The sequence below is a fragment of the Marinobacter shengliensis genome, assembly GCF_003007715.1.
GTDB classification, from domain to species: domain Bacteria; phylum Pseudomonadota; class Gammaproteobacteria; order Pseudomonadales; family Oleiphilaceae; genus Marinobacter; species Marinobacter shengliensis.
The window spans coordinates 623,759-641,647 of record NZ_PXNO01000027.1 but is presented as its reverse complement, the minus strand read 5'-3'; the positions used below and the strand labels follow the sequence as shown (position 1 = coordinate 641,647).

The following is a 17,889-nucleotide window of genomic DNA, read 5'->3' as shown; positions in this document are numbered from 1 at the left end:
TGTTTCAAGGACAAAGGGGAGGGAAATCTGGGGGTGACCCCATCAGCAATCCCCCGGCACACACATCCACCGCTTCGGCTGCTCCCTTCCGGGCCTGACCGGGTTCACGGTTTCATGTTGCGGGGGCACCAATGGGGCCACCATAACGGCGTTCCGGGACTTTTACCCCGAAAGCGGCGCGCATATTATCAGAAGGATATAAGGACTACAACGGCCTAGAGCGGCAAGGGCACTTCATCCTGCCGAAACCAGCAGGCAATGCTATAACGGGTTCGCCTTGCCGGCAGCACCTCATGGGGCACTTCCTCGCTCAGGAAGAGTACGGCACGGCCAGCTTCCGGGCGCACAAGGCCAATCGCCCTATCCTCTTCCCGTGGGCTGAACACCTGCAATTCGCCGCCGTCTTCCAGGCCCCAGTCGTCATTCAGGTAAAGCACCAGGCTGATCATCCGGGACGCTCGCCCGCGAAAGCTGTCGAGGTGGCACTTGTAAAAGTCGCCGGCCTGATAGGTCGCATAATGCGCTTCATACCGTTTAAGCCCGAGAAACAGCCTTTGATTGAGGCCAGCCATCAACTGGTCCAGAAACCTGAAAAGACTTGCCTGCGGTTCGGTAAACCCTTCCAGCCAGGCAATACTGTCTCGCCGAACGCTGCGATCCTTCACCAGATCCGCTCCACGCCCGATACCAGCCCGGCTCATCGCTTCGGTGCGTTCGAGAATCTTCACCTCATTGAGCAGGGCCGGCACCAAGCCCTCCGGCAGGCGATCAGCAAGATCCAGCTCCAGCCAGGCGTGTTCGCTCAAGTCATCCGCCAACTGATCCAGCCACCGAGCGTCAACACGATCAACGTCGTGCGCGCCCGCAGTACCCGCCAGCGAGCCCTCGCCCACTACCTGGTCGAAATGTCCCTGGCCATGTTCGAGCCGAGGCTCCGGCAGTGGAACAATAACCGCGCTCTGGCTATCAGAATCCATCAATACACCCCCTGAATTTTAGGCTATTGTATGATCAAACTCGCCGGCGCGGCGGATTTAATTTACTCTCTTGGTAAGCAGATACCCTTAAGGAAGTCATCGCAAAGGAAGTCGTCGCACGCTATGTCTGAAAGCAGTAACAAACCACCGGTCTCGGTGACACCGGGACAATGGTCGTTCACCCGCTGGCAAACCATCGGCCAGCTCGAGGCCCTGGAGGTGCATCATCCTCTGTTTCAGGCCACTATTTTTCTTCAAGGCGCACACCTGACTCATTTTTCCCCGCGGGACCAGAACAATTGGCTTTGGCTGAGTGAGCTGGCCAAATTCCAACCGGGCCGGGCAATCCGGGGTGGCATTCCAATTTGCTGGCCCTGGTTTGGCGACCCTGCCAGAAACCCGCCGGAAATCCGCAAGCGGGTTCATGAACCGACTGCACACGGTTTTGCCCGCACAGCCCTGTGGCGCCTGGAGGATGTGCGCGAGAGCGCCCATGAAGTGGAGATCAGCCTGTCGCTGAATGCCAACGAGGATTTCGCCGAGCAATGGGATGGTCACGCACTGGTGCTGGCCACGTTCAGTTTCTCGGTCAGGGGGTGCCAGATTGCACTGACCACCACTAACCTCTCACGCCAGCCACTGGCGTTCAGCCAGGCCCTGCACACCTATTTGCCAACCGCTGACATCAGCCGCACCCGTGTGCTTGGCCTTGGCAACAGTCAATACATAGACACTCTGAAAGACTGGGAGTATTGCACCCAGGAAGGCCCGGTCTATTTCGAGGGTGAGACCGACAGAATCTATGAATCCGGCGAGTCCCTTACAGTGGTGACACCACTTGGCAAACGCAAGCTGACCTCGGTGGGCAGTGATTCGACCGTGGTGTGGAATCCCGGACCGGACAAATCTGCCCGGCTTTCGGACTTCCCCGGCAATGGCTGGCAAAAAATGCTGTGTGTCGAAACAGCCAATGCCGCTGGCGATTATCGGGTGTTGAATGAGGGCCAGAGCCACACTCTGGGCGTACTGATCGGCCGCATCTAACGGCGCCGCAAATCCAAATCCACCAGACAGGGAGCAGGCATGGGCCTGGCATCGTTTCTCAAATCCAGGCTGGTACCAGCCGAACTGGACCAGCAGATAGAGCGAATCCGCAAGCCAATCGGCTCCCTGGGCTACGACCCCTGGGGTTATAACAACGAGGCCATCAAGTACGGCTTCTCCCTTACTCGGCAGATCTACGAGAAGTACTTTCGTGTTCAGGCTTCAGGCGTCGACAACGTGCCCGCCGAAGGCCCGGTTCTGATCATTGCCAACCATTCCGGCCAGCTCCCCCTGGACGGCCTCCTCATCGGCTACGCCCTGGCATCACGAAAAGAAAATCCCCGTATTCCCCGGGCCATGATCGAGCGGTTCTTTCCCACCGTGCCCTGGCTGGGCAACCTGCTCAATGAGATGGGCGCCGTTCTTGGGGACCCGGTCAATTGCGCCAAGATGCTGGAGAACAATGAAGCGGTGATCGTCTTCCCCGAAGGGGTTCGCGGCTCCGGCAAACTGTACCGTGACCGTTACCAGCTCAAGCGCTTCGGTAACGGCTTCATGCATTTGGCGATGAAATACAACGCGACGATTGTTCCGGTAGGTGTGGTGGGTTGCGAGGAAACCATCCCTGCCATTGCCAATATAAAGCCACTGGCCAACGCACTGGGCGTGCCCTACGTTCCGGTGGCACTGCCCGTGATTCTTCCGGCCAAGGTACACCTGAACTTCGGCCCGCCCATGCATTTCGACAATACCGAAATCCCGGAAGAACAGGTGACCGAGCGGGTGGAAGCCGTCAAGGCTGAAATCAGCCGATTGATCGACAAAGGGCTCAGTGAAAGGAAAAGGCTGTTCTGATGACCACCAAACGCAGACCCCACATCCTCGTGACTGGCGCCGCCGGCGCGCTGGCGCAACGAGTCATCAGCCGCCTCAGGGAAACCTGCGACCTGGTCGCCGTGGACTTCCGTGAGCAGGTGTATCTGGGAGACGACATCCCCAGCTATTGCATCGACTTCAATAAACGGGTTTTCGAGGACCTGTTCAGGCGATATCAGTTTGACGGCGTGATCCATCTGGGCCGGATACTGTCCAGCCAGCTCACCCGCATGCGCCGCTATAACGCCAACGTGCTGGGCACCCAGAAGCTGCTGGATCTTTCCCAGAAGTACGGTATTCGCCGGGTGATTGTTCTCTCCACCTATCACGTATACGGCGCCGTGGCCTACAACCCGGCCCTGATTGATGAATCCGCTCCCCTCAAAAGCGCGGGCCTGAGCGCGGATCTTGTGGATTCAGTGGAACTGGAGAACCTGGCCAACATTTACCTCTGGCGCTATCCGGAGCTGAACATCACCATTCTTCGGCCATGCAACATCGTGGGCCCCGGTGTGCGAAATTCCATGAGCTCGCTACTGGGCAGCTCCCGGGCTCCGGTACTGGCCGGCTTCTCGCCGATGATGCAGTTCATCCACATCGACGACATGGCGGATGCCATCGTACTGGCCTGGAACAAACCTGTGAAAGGCGTGTTCAACGTCGCTCCCCAGGATTGGGTAGCCTATCAGCAGGCCCTGAAACTCTGCGGATGCCAGCGCATTCCGCTGCCGTCCATTCCACCCATCGTTCCCAAGGCGATTTCAAGTATTCTGAACCTCAGGAGTTTCCCGAGTTACCTGATGGCGTTCTTCAAGTACCCGGTGGTGATTGATGGCCGAGCCTTTGCCAGGGAATTCGGGTTTACCCCCAGGCGTCAGTTGAAGGATATTTTCCGTTACTATCGGGACAACAAACGGCCAGTGTGAACCAGGCCGGGAAAACACCGATACCCATAGACGGAACCGGGAATTCAGAGCTACCCTGTACAGAATAAGTACAGAACCCAGGTTCAAGGAAAGACCGAATGCTCAGGGACATCAGCGTGATCAGCTACGGTGCGGCGGCGGCATTGTTCGCGGTGCTGTCCGTATTGATCGCTACACGTTATCTCCGGCGGGATCTTGACCGCGCCCTGTTTCTTGCGGCGTTGGTCACCACCTTGTGGGCAAGCACCCTGGTCTCCCAGAGCCTTTGGGGGCACCCCGGCTTTTTCGTACGTTACCTGCTTGAATTGCTTCGAGATACGGCCTGGATCCTGCTACTGTTCGCCATGCTGCGGGATGCTTTTCGCCAGGGCAAGCTCGCCAGCCAGCTCAAAAAAGTGCTTGGCGCCTCCCTCTTCATTCTGATCGCAACCCTACTGACCCTTGGCAGCCTTGAATTTATCCTTGGCGTCGCCCTGCTGGATGGCAAAACCAAAGTCATCGGGCAAATCGCCCTGGCCCTGCTCGGGCTGTCACTGGTGGAACAGATCTGGCGCAACGCCCCGGGCTTTGGCCGGTCCTCCATGAAGTACCTCTGCATTGGTGTTGCCACCATCTTCACCTTTGACTTCTTCATGTACGCCGATGCCCTGCTGTTCGGCAAAGTCGCCGATTCGTTCTGGAATGCCAGGGGCTTCGTTAACGCCGCGTTAATGCCGCTGTTTGCCGTTAACATTATCAATACCCGCAAACAACCGGTGGATTTCCAGCTTTCGCGGTCCGCGGTCTTCCACGTGGGCACCTTCCTGTTCGCCGGCGGATACCTGTTGTTCCTTGCCGTAGGTGGTTACTACGTTCGCGCCCTGGGGGGAGCGTGGGGCGAAGCCATGCAGGTGCTGTTCATCAGCGTTTCACTGGCGTTTCTGGTCACCCTGTTATTGTCGAGGCGAATCCGGGCCAAGCTGATGGTGTTCATCAGCCAGAATTTTTTCGACTACAAGTACGATTACCGGAACGAATGGCTGAGAATGACCCGTGAACTGGCCAATCTGAGCAACGATCCTCCCCTGCCTGAGCGCGTCATCCGGATTCTCGCAGGCCTGGTGGAGAGCAACGCTGGCGCCATCTGGCTTCGCAGCGACCAGGGCGATTACCTGCTGAAAGCCAGCGTTAACCTGGCTACGCCCAAATACACCATTATCGATAGTGATTCGGAACTGGTCCGTTTTTTCACGGATCGGGAATGGATTATTGATCTGAACGAATACCGCTCCGACCCGATACGCTACAACCTGCTGGAAATTCCTGACCCCATCACCAACACCCCAGACGCCTGGCTGATTATTCCCCTGTACCTCGGCAACGAGCTTTACGGCGTTGCCATGGTGGGGCGCCCCTATTCAAAGGTTGAGTTGAACTGGGAAAACTTCGACCTAATCAAAGTGGTAGCCCGACAGACCTGTAATCTGCTCGCCCAGATGGATGCCCAGAACCGTCTCTCGCGGGCCATGCAGTTCGAGGCCGTGAGCAAAGCCTCGGCTTTCATGGTGCACGACTTGAAAACCCTGATTGCGCAGCTGTCGCTGCTGGTTAAAAACGCCCCCAAGCATCGGAACAACCCGGCGTTTATCGACGACATGATCGCCACCACAGACCACGCAGTACGCAAAATGGCCAACCTCGTGGACCACATTCGCAAACCTTCCAGCCCGGCAGAAGAAAACCGTAGCCCGATAAACCTGACCGAACTGGTCCAGGAGCTGATCGCCCATCACAGCCACCGGGCTCCTGCACCTTCACTGCAGGGCAGCCCAGACAACATCTTTGTGTCTGCGGATAAAGAACAGCTGCGGAGCGTGCTCGGCCACCTGTTACAGAATGCCCAGGATGCAACCCCGGCAGACGGCGACATATCCATCAACCTGAAAACCGCCAAAGGCAGCGTTGTGATTTTCATTCAGGACACCGGCACCGGCATGACCGACGACTTCATCCGCAGCCAGCTATTCAAACCATTCGAAAGCACCAAAGGCCTGACGGGCATGGGCATTGGCGCCTACCAGGCCAGAGAGTACATCCTGGAGTTAGGCGGCAATATTGATGTCACCAGTGAGCCAGGCGTTGGGTCTTGCTTCTCCGTCAGGATTCCTCTGCTCACGTCCGAAGCCGAAATACGGGCTGCGGCCCCGAGTGTGCCAATTCAGGAAACCGTACACCCACAGAAAACCGTCAACTAATCGTCGCCCGAAGGTATTTTTCTGAATCAGCATTGCAAAGTGTCAATGTTCAGTTAAGAATCATAACCATGGAAATGCCGGTTCAGCCAATGGTGGCAGCCGTGCCGTACACAGACCAAAGGATTGAGTGTTGTTGTGAAGCAGCTACTGATTGTAGAAGACGACCCCGGCCTGCAGAGCCAGATGCGCTGGTGTTTCAGCGACGACATTGACGTATCTGTTGCATCAGACCGTGAGGCCGCTCTCACGGCCCTTCGGCGCCTTGAACCCCAAGTTATTACTCTGGACCTAGGCTTGCCGCCCGACCCAGGCGGAGCATCCGAGGGCTTTGCGCTTCTGGAAGACATTTTACGCCTGGCCCCCATGACCAAAGTCATTGTGGTGACTGGCCGGGAAGACAAAGAAAACGCGGTCAAAGCCATTGGCATGGGCGCATCGGATTTCTACCAGAAACCGCTGGATGCCGACATCCTCACCTTCGTGGTCAACCGCGCGTTCCGGCTTGCAGAGCTTGAAAGAGAGAACCGTGAACTGGCCAGCCAGGGCAACGGCACCACCATCAAAGGCATTGTTGCCGCCAGCCCTGAAATGCTAGCCATCTGCCGCACGGTTGAAAAAGTCGCCCCTGCAGACGTTACTACTCTGATTACCGGAGAAACCGGCACTGGCAAGGAACTTCTGGCCAGAGCACTGCATGATCTCAGCCACCGGGCTGACAAACCCTTTGCCGCCATCAACTGTGCCGCCATCCCGGAGAACCTTCTGGAAAGTGAGCTGTTCGGCTTTGAAAAGGGCTCGTTTACCGGCGCGACGCAATCGAAGAAAGGCAAGATTGAAAGTGCCAACGGAGGAACCCTGTTCCTCGATGAGATCGGCGACATGCCCATGGCCCTGCAAGCAAAACTGTTGCGGTTCCTGCAGGAACGAGTGGTAGACAGAGTGGGTTCAGTCAAACCCATACCGGTAGACGTCCGGGTGGTCTGCGCGACCCATAGAAATGTTCAGGACCTGATCAGCCAGGGTGAGTTCCGGGAAGACCTTTACTACCGGATCAGTGAAATCACCCTGGATGTGCCAGCCCTGCGGGAACGTGAAGGCGATGCTCTGGTAATAGCCCAGTCGTTGCTGAAAACCCTTGGCAAGCAGCTCGACCGACCCAACCTGTGTTTCTCCGAAGACGCTGTACAGGCCATTAATGCCTATGGATGGCCAGGGAACGTGCGGGAGATGATCAACAAAGTGAAACGGGCCATCATTATGGCTGACGGCAAACGGATTACCGCAGACGACCTGGTGCTCCCCGCCGACGGCTGTGAAGCTGACTACCAGCTAAACCTTCGCCAGGTTCGTGAAGCGGCGGAACGTAAAGCGATCATACAGGCGTTGACCACCAGCAACTTTAATATGGCGCAGGCTTCGAGACTGCTGGGGGTCACCCGCCCAACGCTCTATAACCTCACAGACAAATACCGGATTGAAACCTCCACCGCCTCAAGCGGTGCGTGACCAACCCCAACGGATTCAGAACAAGACCCCGATAAAAGGAAGGAACAGGGCATGAAAATCAGTAACGTTGTAAGAGTGTCGCTGCTTTCAGCTGCCATCGCGTTAAGCCTGACTGGCTGCAACAGCGAGCCGGACATGTCACAGGACGACATTCAGTATATCAGCCACCTTGACCAGGCGCGGTTCTTCCAACGCCAGGGGGAGTTAAGGGCGAGCACCATTGAGGCTCGCAGCGCCATCCAGATGCAGCCTGAGCGCATTGATCCCTACTTCGTCATCATCAACAACCTGCTGACCGCAGGAGATGCTGTTAACGCCGAGCGCCAGCTTGACCAATTCCTGGAGAACCGGTCCGAAGACACCCTTACCCAGTCCCAGATGAACCAGGCCGCGTTAATCCGCGCGGAATCCAGGATATTGCAGGGAAAAACCGCAGAAGCTGTCCAGGCGCTGGATCAGATTAGCTCACCCTCTCGGGATCAGGAACTCAAGGCGGATAACCTGAGGGGCCAGGCCTGGTTATCGGCCGGCGATTTTGATCGGGCCGAGGCAGCCTATAACGATGCCCTTCAACGCAACGATCAAAACGTCACCGCCGCCGTCGGGTTATCCAGAATCGCCGCCGCCCGGGGCGACATTGCCAAAGCCCGCGAACTGCTCAGCCAGGCAGAAACCATCGATTCTGACCATGAAGACATCTGGCTATGGAAAGCACAACTCGCCCACTCACAGGAACAATGGGCCGAGGCAGAGCAAAACTATATCCGCGCACTGGAAACGATTGGCCAGTACGACGTGATGACTTACCGAAAGTACCAGACCATCTCAGCTCTGGTAACGGTTCTTCGCCAGCAAGGCAAATCAGCAGAAGCCTTTGTTTATGAGGAAATCCTTGCCAAGTCCGGGCCCGGAACCATCAAGAGCAACCTTGAAGCTGCAGCCGCCGCCTATAACGATGGAGATCTCGATACCGCTGCTCGCTTTTTACAGGAAGTGCTGAACCAGGCGCCCGGGCACCAGCAAAGTGCCCTGATGCTGGGCGTTATCCGTTTCCGGCAGGGCCGCACTGAAGAAGCCGCCAGCCTGCTGGAACCCCTCGCGGAGATGAACGACACCGACGGTGTTCGCAAGCTTCTGGCCGCAACCAGAATCTCCATGCGAGACCCCCAGGGCGCCAAAACACTGCTTGACGACCTCAAGGATCGCGACAGCGACCCACAAACTCTGGCTCTGGTTGGCATCGCTTCTCTCGCCAGCGGTGACGACCAGAGTGGCCGCCAACTCATCAACAGGGCCCTCGAACTGCAACCGGATAACCACAATCTTCGGCTGCGCTACGCCACCTACCTTGCCCAACGCGAGGACTATGAGGCCGCCATCAGCCAGGCTCGCCAGATTCCAGCAGAGGCTCCTGAATCGACCCAGGCCACGATACTAGTAAGCCAGGCGCAGATGGCCTCGGGCAACCCCGACGCCGCACATCAGGCCTTGGACGACCTGTTAAGCAAAGAGCCGGCCAACGTGGCCGCTTTGATTGCAAAAGGCAACCTGGCCGGCAATACCGGGAACATGGACAACGCCCGGAAGTTCTTCGAGCAGGCACACAAAGCGGCACCCGACAACCCGACGCCTCTGGTAGGGCTCGGTAACCTGGCCCGGTTGCGCGATGATAATGACACCGCCCGAGAACTATATACTCAGGCCGTAAGGCTGGCGCCCGACAACCGCGGAGCACTGCAAGCAATTGCCAACCTCCTGCCCAGAGACGACCTAACCGAGTTGATGCGAAGCATACGCGAGGACAACCCGGAAGCGGCAGGGCCGCGCCTGATTCTTCTTGAGACAGCACTCATTGAGAACAACACCTCCGAAGCCGACGAACTCACTGCCCAGCTGATGGAGCGGCAGCAAGCGGATGCGCCAGCTCCCACCGAGCCACTGGTCGCCACAGTGTACGACGGTATCGCAACGCAAATGGTACAGCGTGGACAAACCGAACGGGCGCTACAGATACTCAATCGGGGCCGCACCTTGTTCCCGGATAACGAAGACATGGCCCTGAAAGTGGCCTCTATCGAATTCCGTAATGGCAATACCGCTGCCGCCAGAGACGCTCTGAGGGACGCAAAACAACACAACCCCGAATCCCCAGGCCCATATCAGCTGGAAGCCAGCTATTACGAGAGCCAAGGTGAACACCAACAAGCCGCTGAGCTCTATCAGCTCGCACTCACCAAACGAAACACCCCAGAGCTGCAAGTTGCCCGAGCCAGAGCACTCAGTAGTGCAGGCCAACCCACCGCGGCACTGGAATCTCTTGAACGCGCCTTGGAGCAGTTCCCGAACAACACCAGAATCATGCTCAGCCTGGCCATGGCACATCAGCAGACGGGCCAACAAGACAAAGCCAAGGCGAGTTACGAACAGCTGGTATCGCTCAGCCCGACCAATGCGGTAGCCCTTAACAACCTGGCATGGTTGTATTACGAAACGGGTGATAATCGGGCCCTGGACACTGCCAGGAAAGCCTACGAACTGGTCCCCGACAGCGCAGCGGTGGCGGATACCTATGGCTGGATACTGTTTGAATCCGGTGAGCAACAACAAAGCCTTGTTGTGCTTGAGAAAGCGCACGAGCTGGACCCAGGCTCCCGCGAAATTGCCATGCATCTGGTGGAGGCCTACAGGGCAGCCGGCAGGGATGACGACGCCAGGCGAATTCTGACCAAGCTGGATAACGAGGCCTGACAGAGGTTAACGCTATAAGCGCGGTAGGCAGATAGCGAAACGTTCCTAAGACTCGGTGGCAGCCCTAACACACTGCAACAATACTTTACACAATGTATCGTTGCGCAAGGAAGGTGAGTTATGGCTGCCAAGAAGATTCTCGGCCTCGGTGTGGTGGTGGTTTTTCTCGGTGGTTGCCAGAGTTGGCAGTACCGGGACATTGAAAAGTTACCACCCACTGCTGCCATTCCCGAAGTCAGCGAACCGGGAAAAGTCGACGCCTGGTACTTTGATGGCATATCAGGCAACAACGTTCAAAGCATGATAGACGCCGAGAAATTCCCGGACTCACCTGACGAAATTACAGAACTCAACCAGTTAAGGCGCGCAGCCAACCGGGCCAACAATTACGGCACCTTGATTCGTGGCTATTTAGAACCCCCCGCAACGGGTGAATACACCTTCTACATTGCAGGTGACGACGAAACTCAACTCTGGCTCTCCCCTTCACAGTCTCCGGAAGATATCGTTCGAATCGCCTCAACCATGGCGACCCCGCTCGATAATTTCACCCGCTACAGCTCGCAAACCTCAGGCACTCATTACCTTGATGCCGGACAAAAATACTATTTCGAGCTGAGGCACAAAGAAGGCGGCTGGGATGACCACTTTACCGTGGCCTGGTCCGGACCCGGGCTGAATCAACAGGTGATCGATGGCCCTTTCCTGCACAGTTTTGCGCAGACAACCCCGGGCACCCAACCGGAACTGACCACCGAAGAAGCCTATGAACTCGGCTACCGTATCGGATTTTTCGATGGTGAAAAGGGCTTGTCGTATAACGCCCAATATCCACCGCTGGATGAAGATGGTGATGGCCTCTACGACAACTGGGAAATCTATTACGGCCTGGACCCGACAGACCCAACGGATGCGATGTCAGACACCGACGGAGACCTGCTTACAGCACTGGATGAATTCTGGGCGCGCACAGACCCCAACCTTGCAGATACCGATGGTGATGGTATCCCCGATGGTTACGAATACGCTTATGGCCTTGATCCCACAGACCCAACCGATGCCTCGCGAGACCTGGATGGAGACGGATACTCTGTACTTGAGGAATACCTTGCGGGCACAAACCCACTGGATCCTGAGGATTTCCCTGCGCCTGAAGCAACCTACCAGCCAGGATACGTTGGCCAGTATTTCACAGGCGTAAACTTTGACAGCTTTGTTTACACTCAGCGAGACACCGCCATTAATTTTAATTGGGGAAGTGGCAGTCCGTCTGCCAATATGCCCAATAATAATTTCAGTATTCGGTGGCAGGGCTGGTTTACTCCGCCGCACGCGGAAGGCACGCGCGAATACACGTTTGCCACAAGAACAGATGATGGTGTTCGCCTGTTCCTTGATGGCAATCTGGTTATCAATCAGTGGAAAAACCAATCCGCCACCACCTATACCAGTACAGCCAGCCTTCCGGCCGAGATACCCGTAGCGGTTACTATGGAATATTTCGAATCAGGATGGGACGCCTCTGCGAGCCTGGTGATATCCGATACAGCCACCGGGCAAAGTCTTAACCCGGAAAACGTGGTGCAAACCCTATCTCTTGATAGCCCGACCAGCGACAGTTCACTCAACGACGGCATAGACGACCTGTACAAGCTCCGATACGGTTTACCGCTGCTGCAACCTGTCGCCGATCAAGTCTTTAATGACAGCGGTATTACCGTGTTGCAGGCTTACCAGTCAGGACTTCACCCGTACACACTTGAGACCGTATCTGAACCGGATGCGCCGGTAACCAGCGAACCATCGGACAATGGCGCCAGCGCGGGCAGCGTCACACTTTCCTGGACCCCGCCCCTTACACGCGTAGACGGCAGCAGTATCTCACTCAGCGAAATCTCCGGGTATTTGATCAACTACGGCCAAGCGCCAACAAACATGCCCCAGATCCAAGAGGTTCCAGCGGGCACAACTGAAGCAAGGATAGAAGGGCTCTCCTCGGGAGCTTGGTACTTCACTATAAGGGTGATTGACACCAACGGACTGAGTAGCGAACCGTCAGATCCAGTTCAGTACAGTGTGCAGTAAAAGAGAGATCGTCGAATTAATTTACATCGCCCAGACTAAAGAAAGAATTAATGCATTAAAATCAATGAGTTAAAATCTGGCACACTATCTGCTTTGGTTGAAGGGTGTTGTAAAAATTCGACCACTCACTGGAGGAGTGACTCAAATGAACAAACTTACACAAGGCATCGCACTGGCAGCCGTAGTTGGTTTTTCCGGTTTCGCACAGGCAGCCTACATTGACGCCGTTGCCAACGGAAATGCCCCCGGCGCAGCCGCCGAGCAAACTGTACCTGGCGATAACGATTACGCAACCCGCGTTGCCGGCACCTGGACTGCTGACGCCCCGCTGTACAGCGTTGGTGACTCAGTGCTGTTCGGGCACAACCTGACCTCAACCTCAGCAGATCCATTCAAGCTGACCTTTACCTATCTGGGTAAAGAAGCTTCAGATAACAACAAGTTTTACTGGGGCGACACGCTGGTATTTGATACCAACAGCACACCAGATGACACTTTCAGCACCGTATTCTACGGCGGCCTGGGAGCCCTTCTGGACTTCAAATTCACTATTCAGACTGGCATGGATATTGTGAACGACGCCAACAATGGTGGCCAGTTCAGAACCGCCAGCCCGAGTTCCAGCACCAACTTCAACCTGTTCTTTGTTGAAGACGATTACTTCATCATCAGCCTGGACGATGGCTACGTTGGCGATGATAACCATGACGACATGGTTATTGCCGTTCGTGCATCCAAAGTCCCTGAGCCTGGCACCCTGGCTCTGTTGGGCCTCGGCCTGGCCGGTATCGCAGTGCGTATGAAGGGCCGTAAAAAAGCCTGACATGCAACTCTGTGCTACGCTTTAAAGCCCTGCCTTTGCAGGGCTTTTCTCTTTCTGGTGGTGACCCATGGACATCCTCATCGTATCCGCTAGCAGTGGGCGCGGGTTAGCAAAGGATGCTGACATTCTCCAGTCGGCGATAACATCCATGGGCCATGCTTGTCAGGTAGAACATTTGCCACCAACACCGGAATGGCAAAGCCGGCTATCCCACTACCGGTATCGACTGCTAAGCCGATATCTGCCAAGTAGTGTCGGCAATCTTTACTACACCACTCGCGCAGCCATCGCGAGAACACCGCCACGTCAGGCCAGAGCGGATCTGGTCATCCACCTGGAAAACATCAGGCTATCTTATCTCAACCGCGGCAAATCCCACTGGTTGATACCCAATCAGGAATGGTTTATTGAGTCACGCCTGCCTTATCTTCGGTTTATCGACCGTATTCAGTGCAAAACCAAGCACGCTGTTGGCATCTTCTCCCAGTTCCATTCGAAATCAACCTATCTTGGTTTTACCGGAGCCGCGAAGTCAAACGCGCCGGATCCCGCAGAAAAGGACCTAAACCTGGCAATACACATTGCCGGAAACAGCCAGTTCAGAGGAACAGGCGTGGTTCTGGACTGTTGGTTACAACACCCGGAGTGGCCGAGAATAATGGTGGTGAGCCAACACCTTAATCCCGCCGACTACTCTTGCTCAAATATCGAGATCGCGAGCAATCTAACGGATCAGGAAATTGAAGCACTATGGCAAAAGGCAAGCTTCGCCATCTTACCCTCTGAGGTCGAAGGTTACGGGCAGGTGTTGGCCGAAGCGCTGGCAAACGGATGCGTGACGGTCACCACGGATGCCCCACCGATGAATGAACTGGTTGAAGAGTGTCGTGGCTATCTTGCGGAGCCAGAGAAAAACCAGCCTTTCCGGCTGGGCACCCGGTTTAAGGTTTCAAAACGCAGCCTGGAGAAGGTCATAGACAAGGCGCTCAGCGAATCGCCAGAGCATCTGGATCGCATAGCCCACAATGCCACCCAGTGGTACGATTTCAATCATCAAGCGTTCCTGAGCCGTCTCACAAAGGCCGTCAACGAGCTGGCCGAACAACCTCTAGATCAATCCGGGACAACGCCTCAGGAAAAGCCCGTTCGATAAAGCCCGTCAATGCCTCTTCAGCGTTGCAGTTCTCACAACTAATCGCAGTAATCAGCAGACTGGCATCATCACGGTGGTTGAAAAAACCTGACACCTGCGCCAGCTTGGCCCGCCACTGATCGGTTTCCCACTGGCCCTGTACAAGATAGGTGTAGCCCAGATGTATCCTCTGGCCTGTCATACGGTTGCGTAAGGTAATACCCTGTACCGGGATGTCCAGCGAGTTTGGAACATGAAAAAAGTGCTCGGGCGTCCAAACCTCCCGATCATACAAGCGATTACTGTACTGGATCAGCTCTGCTCTGTGCCGCTGGAATTCATAGGTGAAGACCCCAAAATAATACGTCACTTCAGCACCCTGCCCTGCCCGGACCTCTTCCCGGTCGAACAGTGTTTGAACATACACACGGTCCGGGTTGCGTATCTGAGGTCTCCAGCCCGCCAGTTGCGCCCCGAATACGGGCCCATAATGTTCACTTAGGTCCAGGGCCAACGCCGCCGGTTGAGAACTGACGGCCGACGTCCGCTCTGGCAGCGCAATCCAGGTGGAAAGCCCTGCAATCATGATGACCACAACCGCAATGGCCGGATTTCCGCTCGGATACATGCTTTCCGGCTCTCTAGCCTTTTGTTGCGCAATCGCCAAATCGTCTTTGATTTCGAGACGTCGTGCTATGAAGTAGAGCGGCACCAGGGTACCGGCAAACACCCACCAACCGAAGTTGTCGTGATCATCGATCAGGCTGGACTGCATGTTCGTCTCATAACCCAGATAGATAATAACGAATACGCGAATCCAATTCGCAACCAGCGCAAACGCGGCCCCGAGGCAGAACAAGGTGACGCGCGACCTCAGGCGGGAAAGATACATCTCTCCGTAAATCAGTACCAGCGCCTGCCCAACCAGCAGATAACGCAGGCCGGAACACCCATGCGCGACCTCAAAGGTGCCTACGCCAATCAGGTAAACAAAGACCCCTTCAACCTCAAACTCAATGCTCGCAAAACCAAGAAGGAACTGATTAACAGCGACCGTGATTAACTGGAGTGTCCAGGAAAGGAAGTCCCAGACTGGAACCGTCAGGAACAGGAGCCCAAGGGGCACCAGAAACCACCGTACCTGGCGCCACCCCATCAATACTGCGAAGGCGCTGAGTAACATGGGCACCATCACCAGTTGCTGTAACGCCTGAAGGCGAATCAATCCGCCCAGCCAGTACACCGTTAAGCACACTATGAGCGGCACCAGCCAAAAAGGATAAAAGCCGGCTTTAACCGGATGGATCATTGCTGCCCGGGCAGTCAGGAACAGCGAAACCGCGGCCAACAAAAATCCGTGAGAGTAGGACTCATCCAGTTTGAGCCAGCGCGACACAATCCCTTCAATCGTCGGGAAAGTGACCAGAACAATAAGGCAGAAGGTCGCCAGAAAAGGCCAAAGTTGCCTGACTACCTGCGGACTCGGAATCCATTCCCTGCTCATCACTACACCTGCCTAAAGACGAAAAAATCGATTGACGGAAGACACAAGTTGTTGGGGCAAACAGGCCCGGGCACCATACGCCAGTTTTAACACTGGGGAACGAACATACTCCACTGTGGTAAAAACCACCTGCTCGCCCTGAAAGCGGCTTTTGTAAAACGTATTCTTACCAGAACCGGCCAGTAGATCGTAACCAATCACGGTGTCATCATGAAATGCGGCCTCAATGGCGTAGCCTAAATGCAAGGTGCCCAGTGACAGCTTTGGGTGGAAACGCTCCATAAAGCCCGCCTGCAAGTTGTATACACGGTTGCCCGCCTGTACATCATAGAGCACTGAGACCACCTGCCCCCTGGCCTTCAGCGCCGAGAGCCTGGCTAATTGGCCAACACCCAACCGGCTGAGGAACGTCAGATGAAAGCGCACCGCGTGCCGGTCAAAACAAGGCTTGCCCCAACGCTCACGATGGAACTGGTTCAACTCCTGTAAAAAGCTCTCAGGGTCGTCCCAGGGAACATATTCACCTGCAACTTCGCTTTCGAACACCGCTCGGCGGTTGAACGCCTTCAGGCGGGTGTTCTTTCCCAGTCGTTCCAACCAGCGCCTGTAGCCAGACTCAACTGGAACAAGAACCCCTTCCGCTTCACTTCTGACCAGCCGGGCTATACCCATACTCTCTGACAAGGCCGGCTCCAATAAATTCATGGATCTGGGCGAAGCATCCGCCACAATCATCTCGTCCCAGGCGAACCCAGCCAGATAATCTGTAAGCTGTGACATAATCGGTTGTTGATAGCGGCGATCAACAATTAGCCCAACGTATTCCGTCCGAACCGTCGGCCCTAGCTTCCAGGCGTTACCAATCACATGCAGACGGCGTACCCGCCAGCCCACAGGAGTTCTGACAGACTTCAGATACAATGGAGCAAGACCTACAAGTTCGTTGCACTGGTCGTAGACTCCTAGCAACAGAAGTTCCAGCTCCAATTCCCGGTTCCACGTCTCCCACCACGAAACCTGCCAGGCCCAGCTCATAAACAAAGGATCTGCATCACTGTGCTTGAGCAGTTCTACCCAGTTGTCCTCAAGGTCCAGAAAATCCGCCTCGGAGAGCCTGCGAACCGTAAAACTCACGTTCGCCTCACAGACACGGGGCTAATCAGAGTCTTCATGGCCAAACGCCAAGGGCCGGACCACAGGGGATCGTTTGCCAAGGACTTTCCAAGATCAACCAAAGCAGTTCGGTAACGACCTTGAGAAAGCTCGTAGCGTCCCTTGCGGACAAAAAACCGACTCATCCCATGGCGGGCCTCACCACGGCTCAACGCCTCAGGAAACGCCCCCAGAAAGTTCCGAATGATCTGCTCATTAGCCATTAGACGGCTATCCTTGTCGCTCGAAATCTGATTCTCCATCACCCGGTAATAACCCAGAATTTCAGGTAGATACAGGAACTGGTAGCGCGTTGAAAAACGTAACCAAAGACCATAGTCTTCGGCCAATCGATCGGCGTTATCAAAACCGCCCATTTCTTCGAAGCATCGCCTGCGAGTCATGGTGGTATTCATGCTGATAAAATTATCATGGATAAGCTGAGAGGTAATCCGACCAGAATAGCGCTTCATTCGGTTAACGCCCTGCTCCTTACCGTCCTCATCTATCAGAATGAAATCCCCATAGACGATATCCGCTTCAGGGTTTTCCTCAAAGGCTTGAAGACTCTTATTCAACTTGGTTGTACACCAGGCATTATCTGAATCCAGAAAACAAATATAGTCACCTTTTGCGGCTTCGATGCCTCGATTTCGCGCAACGCTTTGACCTTGATTTTCCTGTTTAAAATATCTGACTCGCGGGTCTGGGGTATACCGCTCCATTACTTCAGAAGTATTGTCTGTCGAGCCATCGTCTATGACGATCAACTCAAATTCCGGCATAGTTTGACTTAAAACACTTTCTACCGCGATATGCAGATAATCTGCTCGATTGAACGTCGGTGTAATGATTGATACCAAAGGCTTTGAATACATGATT

13 protein-coding genes and 1 other RNA gene are annotated in these 17,889 nt (G+C 55.3%); 9 read left to right on the top strand and 5 right to left on the bottom strand.

Going from position 1 to position 17,889, the window contains the following annotated elements; genetic code table 11:
- Nucleotides 1–37: 37 nt before the first annotated feature.
- Together ffs and C7H10_RS16075 are read right to left on the bottom strand one after the other, a co-directional pair.
- An RNA gene (gene ffs / locus C7H10_RS16080) (signal recognition particle sRNA small type) lies at nt 38–134 on the bottom strand.
- A gap of 81 nt (nt 135–215) precedes the next feature.
- Nucleotides 216–977, bottom strand: coding sequence for a 2OG-Fe(II) oxygenase (locus C7H10_RS16075; RefSeq protein ID WP_106695652.1), 762 nt, complete (start codon nt 975–977; stop codon nt 216–218).
- Nucleotides 978–1,100: 123 nt separating this feature from the next.
- On the opposite strand from C7H10_RS16075, the gene C7H10_RS16070 reads away from it, so the two are divergent.
- The 9 genes from C7H10_RS16070 (at nt 1,101) to C7H10_RS16030 (ending at nt 14,372) form a co-directional block, all read left to right on the top strand.
- A complete protein-coding gene (locus C7H10_RS16070; protein ID WP_106695651.1) occupies nt 1,101–2,021 on the top strand; it encodes a D-hexose-6-phosphate mutarotase in 921 nt (306 codons plus the stop codon).
- Between the two features lie 39 nt (nt 2,022–2,060).
- Nucleotides 2,061–2,876, top strand: coding sequence for a lysophospholipid acyltransferase family protein (locus tag C7H10_RS16065; protein WP_072677423.1), 816 nt, complete (start codon nt 2,061–2,063; stop codon nt 2,874–2,876).
- Nucleotides 2,876–3,823 (top strand): SDR family oxidoreductase, encoded by a 948-nt coding sequence (locus C7H10_RS16060; protein WP_106695650.1) that lies wholly within the window; start codon nt 2,876–2,878, stop codon nt 3,821–3,823. The genes C7H10_RS16065 and C7H10_RS16060 overlap by 1 nt, the downstream gene beginning before the upstream one ends.
- Nucleotides 3,824–3,921: 98 nt before the next feature.
- Entirely contained in the window at nt 3,922–6,057 is a 2,136-nt protein-coding gene (prsK, locus tag C7H10_RS16055; RefSeq protein WP_106695649.1) for an XrtA/PEP-CTERM system histidine kinase PrsK, read from the top strand.
- Between the two features lie 135 nt (nt 6,058–6,192).
- Nucleotides 6,193–7,563 (top strand): PEP-CTERM-box response regulator transcription factor, encoded by a 1,371-nt coding sequence (prsR, locus tag C7H10_RS16050; RefSeq protein WP_072677426.1) that lies wholly within the window; start codon nt 6,193–6,195, stop codon nt 7,561–7,563.
- A gap of 51 nt (nt 7,564–7,614) precedes the next feature.
- Nucleotides 7,615–10,311, top strand: coding sequence for a tetratricopeptide repeat protein (locus tag C7H10_RS16045; RefSeq protein WP_106695648.1), 2,697 nt, complete (start codon nt 7,615–7,617; stop codon nt 10,309–10,311).
- A gap of 120 nt (nt 10,312–10,431) precedes the next feature.
- Nucleotides 10,432–12,396: a PA14 domain-containing protein gene (locus tag C7H10_RS16040; protein WP_106695647.1), complete on the top strand. Its 1,965-nt coding sequence runs from the start codon at nt 10,432–10,434 to the stop codon at nt 12,394–12,396.
- Nucleotides 12,397–12,541: 145 nt separating this feature from the next.
- Nucleotides 12,542–13,219: a PEP-CTERM sorting domain-containing protein gene (locus C7H10_RS16035; RefSeq protein ID WP_106695646.1), complete on the top strand. Its 678-nt coding sequence runs from the start codon at nt 12,542–12,544 to the stop codon at nt 13,217–13,219.
- A gap of 67 nt (nt 13,220–13,286) precedes the next feature.
- On the top strand, nt 13,287–14,372 hold the full coding sequence (locus tag C7H10_RS16030; RefSeq protein ID WP_106695645.1) for a glycosyltransferase: 1,086 nt from the start codon (nt 13,287–13,289) through the stop codon (nt 14,370–14,372).
- On the opposite strand, the gene xrt is transcribed toward C7H10_RS16030, so the two are convergent.
- From xrt to C7H10_RS16015, 3 genes are all read right to left on the bottom strand, one after another.
- Nucleotides 14,305–15,855 carry an exosortase gene (gene xrt / locus C7H10_RS16025; protein ID WP_106695644.1) on the bottom strand — a complete coding sequence of 517 codons (1,551 nt, stop codon included), beginning with the start codon at nt 15,853–15,855 and terminating at the stop codon, nt 14,305–14,307. The two genes, C7H10_RS16030 and xrt, sit on opposite strands and share 68 nt — an antisense overlap.
- Before the next feature lie 12 nt (nt 15,856–15,867).
- Nucleotides 15,868–16,890, bottom strand: coding sequence for a GNAT family N-acetyltransferase (locus tag C7H10_RS16020; RefSeq protein ID WP_244178311.1), 1,023 nt, complete (start codon nt 16,888–16,890; stop codon nt 15,868–15,870).
- A gap of 95 nt (nt 16,891–16,985) precedes the next feature.
- Nucleotides 16,986–17,885 carry a glycosyltransferase family 2 protein gene (locus tag C7H10_RS16015; protein WP_106695642.1) on the bottom strand — a complete coding sequence of 300 codons (900 nt, stop codon included), beginning with the start codon at nt 17,883–17,885 and terminating at the stop codon, nt 16,986–16,988.
- Between the last annotated feature and the right edge of the window lie 4 nt (nt 17,886–17,889).

Excerpts from the sequence above, each read along its gene's own strand:
- C7H10_RS16075 (WP_106695652.1), bottom strand. The coding sequence starts at position 977 with ATGGATTCTGATAGCCAGAGCGCGGTTATTGTTCCACTGCCGGAGCCT.
- C7H10_RS16070 (WP_106695651.1), top strand. The coding sequence starts at position 1,101 with ATGTCTGAAAGCAGTAACAAACCACCGGTCTCGGTGACACCGGGACAA.
- C7H10_RS16065 (WP_072677423.1), top strand. The coding sequence starts at position 2,061 with ATGGGCCTGGCATCGTTTCTCAAATCCAGGCTGGTACCAGCCGAACTG.
- C7H10_RS16060 (WP_106695650.1), top strand. The coding sequence starts at position 2,876 with ATGACCACCAAACGCAGACCCCACATCCTCGTGACTGGCGCCGCCGGC.
- prsK (WP_106695649.1), top strand. The coding sequence starts at position 3,922 with ATGCTCAGGGACATCAGCGTGATCAGCTACGGTGCGGCGGCGGCATTG.
- C7H10_RS16045 (WP_106695648.1), top strand. The coding sequence starts at position 7,615 with ATGAAAATCAGTAACGTTGTAAGAGTGTCGCTGCTTTCAGCTGCCATC.
- C7H10_RS16040 (WP_106695647.1), top strand. The coding sequence starts at position 10,432 with ATGGCTGCCAAGAAGATTCTCGGCCTCGGTGTGGTGGTGGTTTTTCTC.
- C7H10_RS16035 (WP_106695646.1), top strand. The coding sequence starts at position 12,542 with ATGAACAAACTTACACAAGGCATCGCACTGGCAGCCGTAGTTGGTTTT.
- C7H10_RS16030 (WP_106695645.1), top strand. The coding sequence starts at position 13,287 with ATGGACATCCTCATCGTATCCGCTAGCAGTGGGCGCGGGTTAGCAAAG.
- xrt (WP_106695644.1), bottom strand. The coding sequence starts at position 15,855 with ATGAGCAGGGAATGGATTCCGAGTCCGCAGGTAGTCAGGCAACTTTGG.
- C7H10_RS16020 (WP_244178311.1), bottom strand. The coding sequence starts at position 16,890 with ATGAGCTGGGCCTGGCAGGTTTCGTGGTGGGAGACGTGGAACCGGGAA.
- C7H10_RS16015 (WP_106695642.1), bottom strand. The coding sequence starts at position 17,885 with ATGTATTCAAAGCCTTTGGTATCAATCATTACACCGACGTTCAATCGA.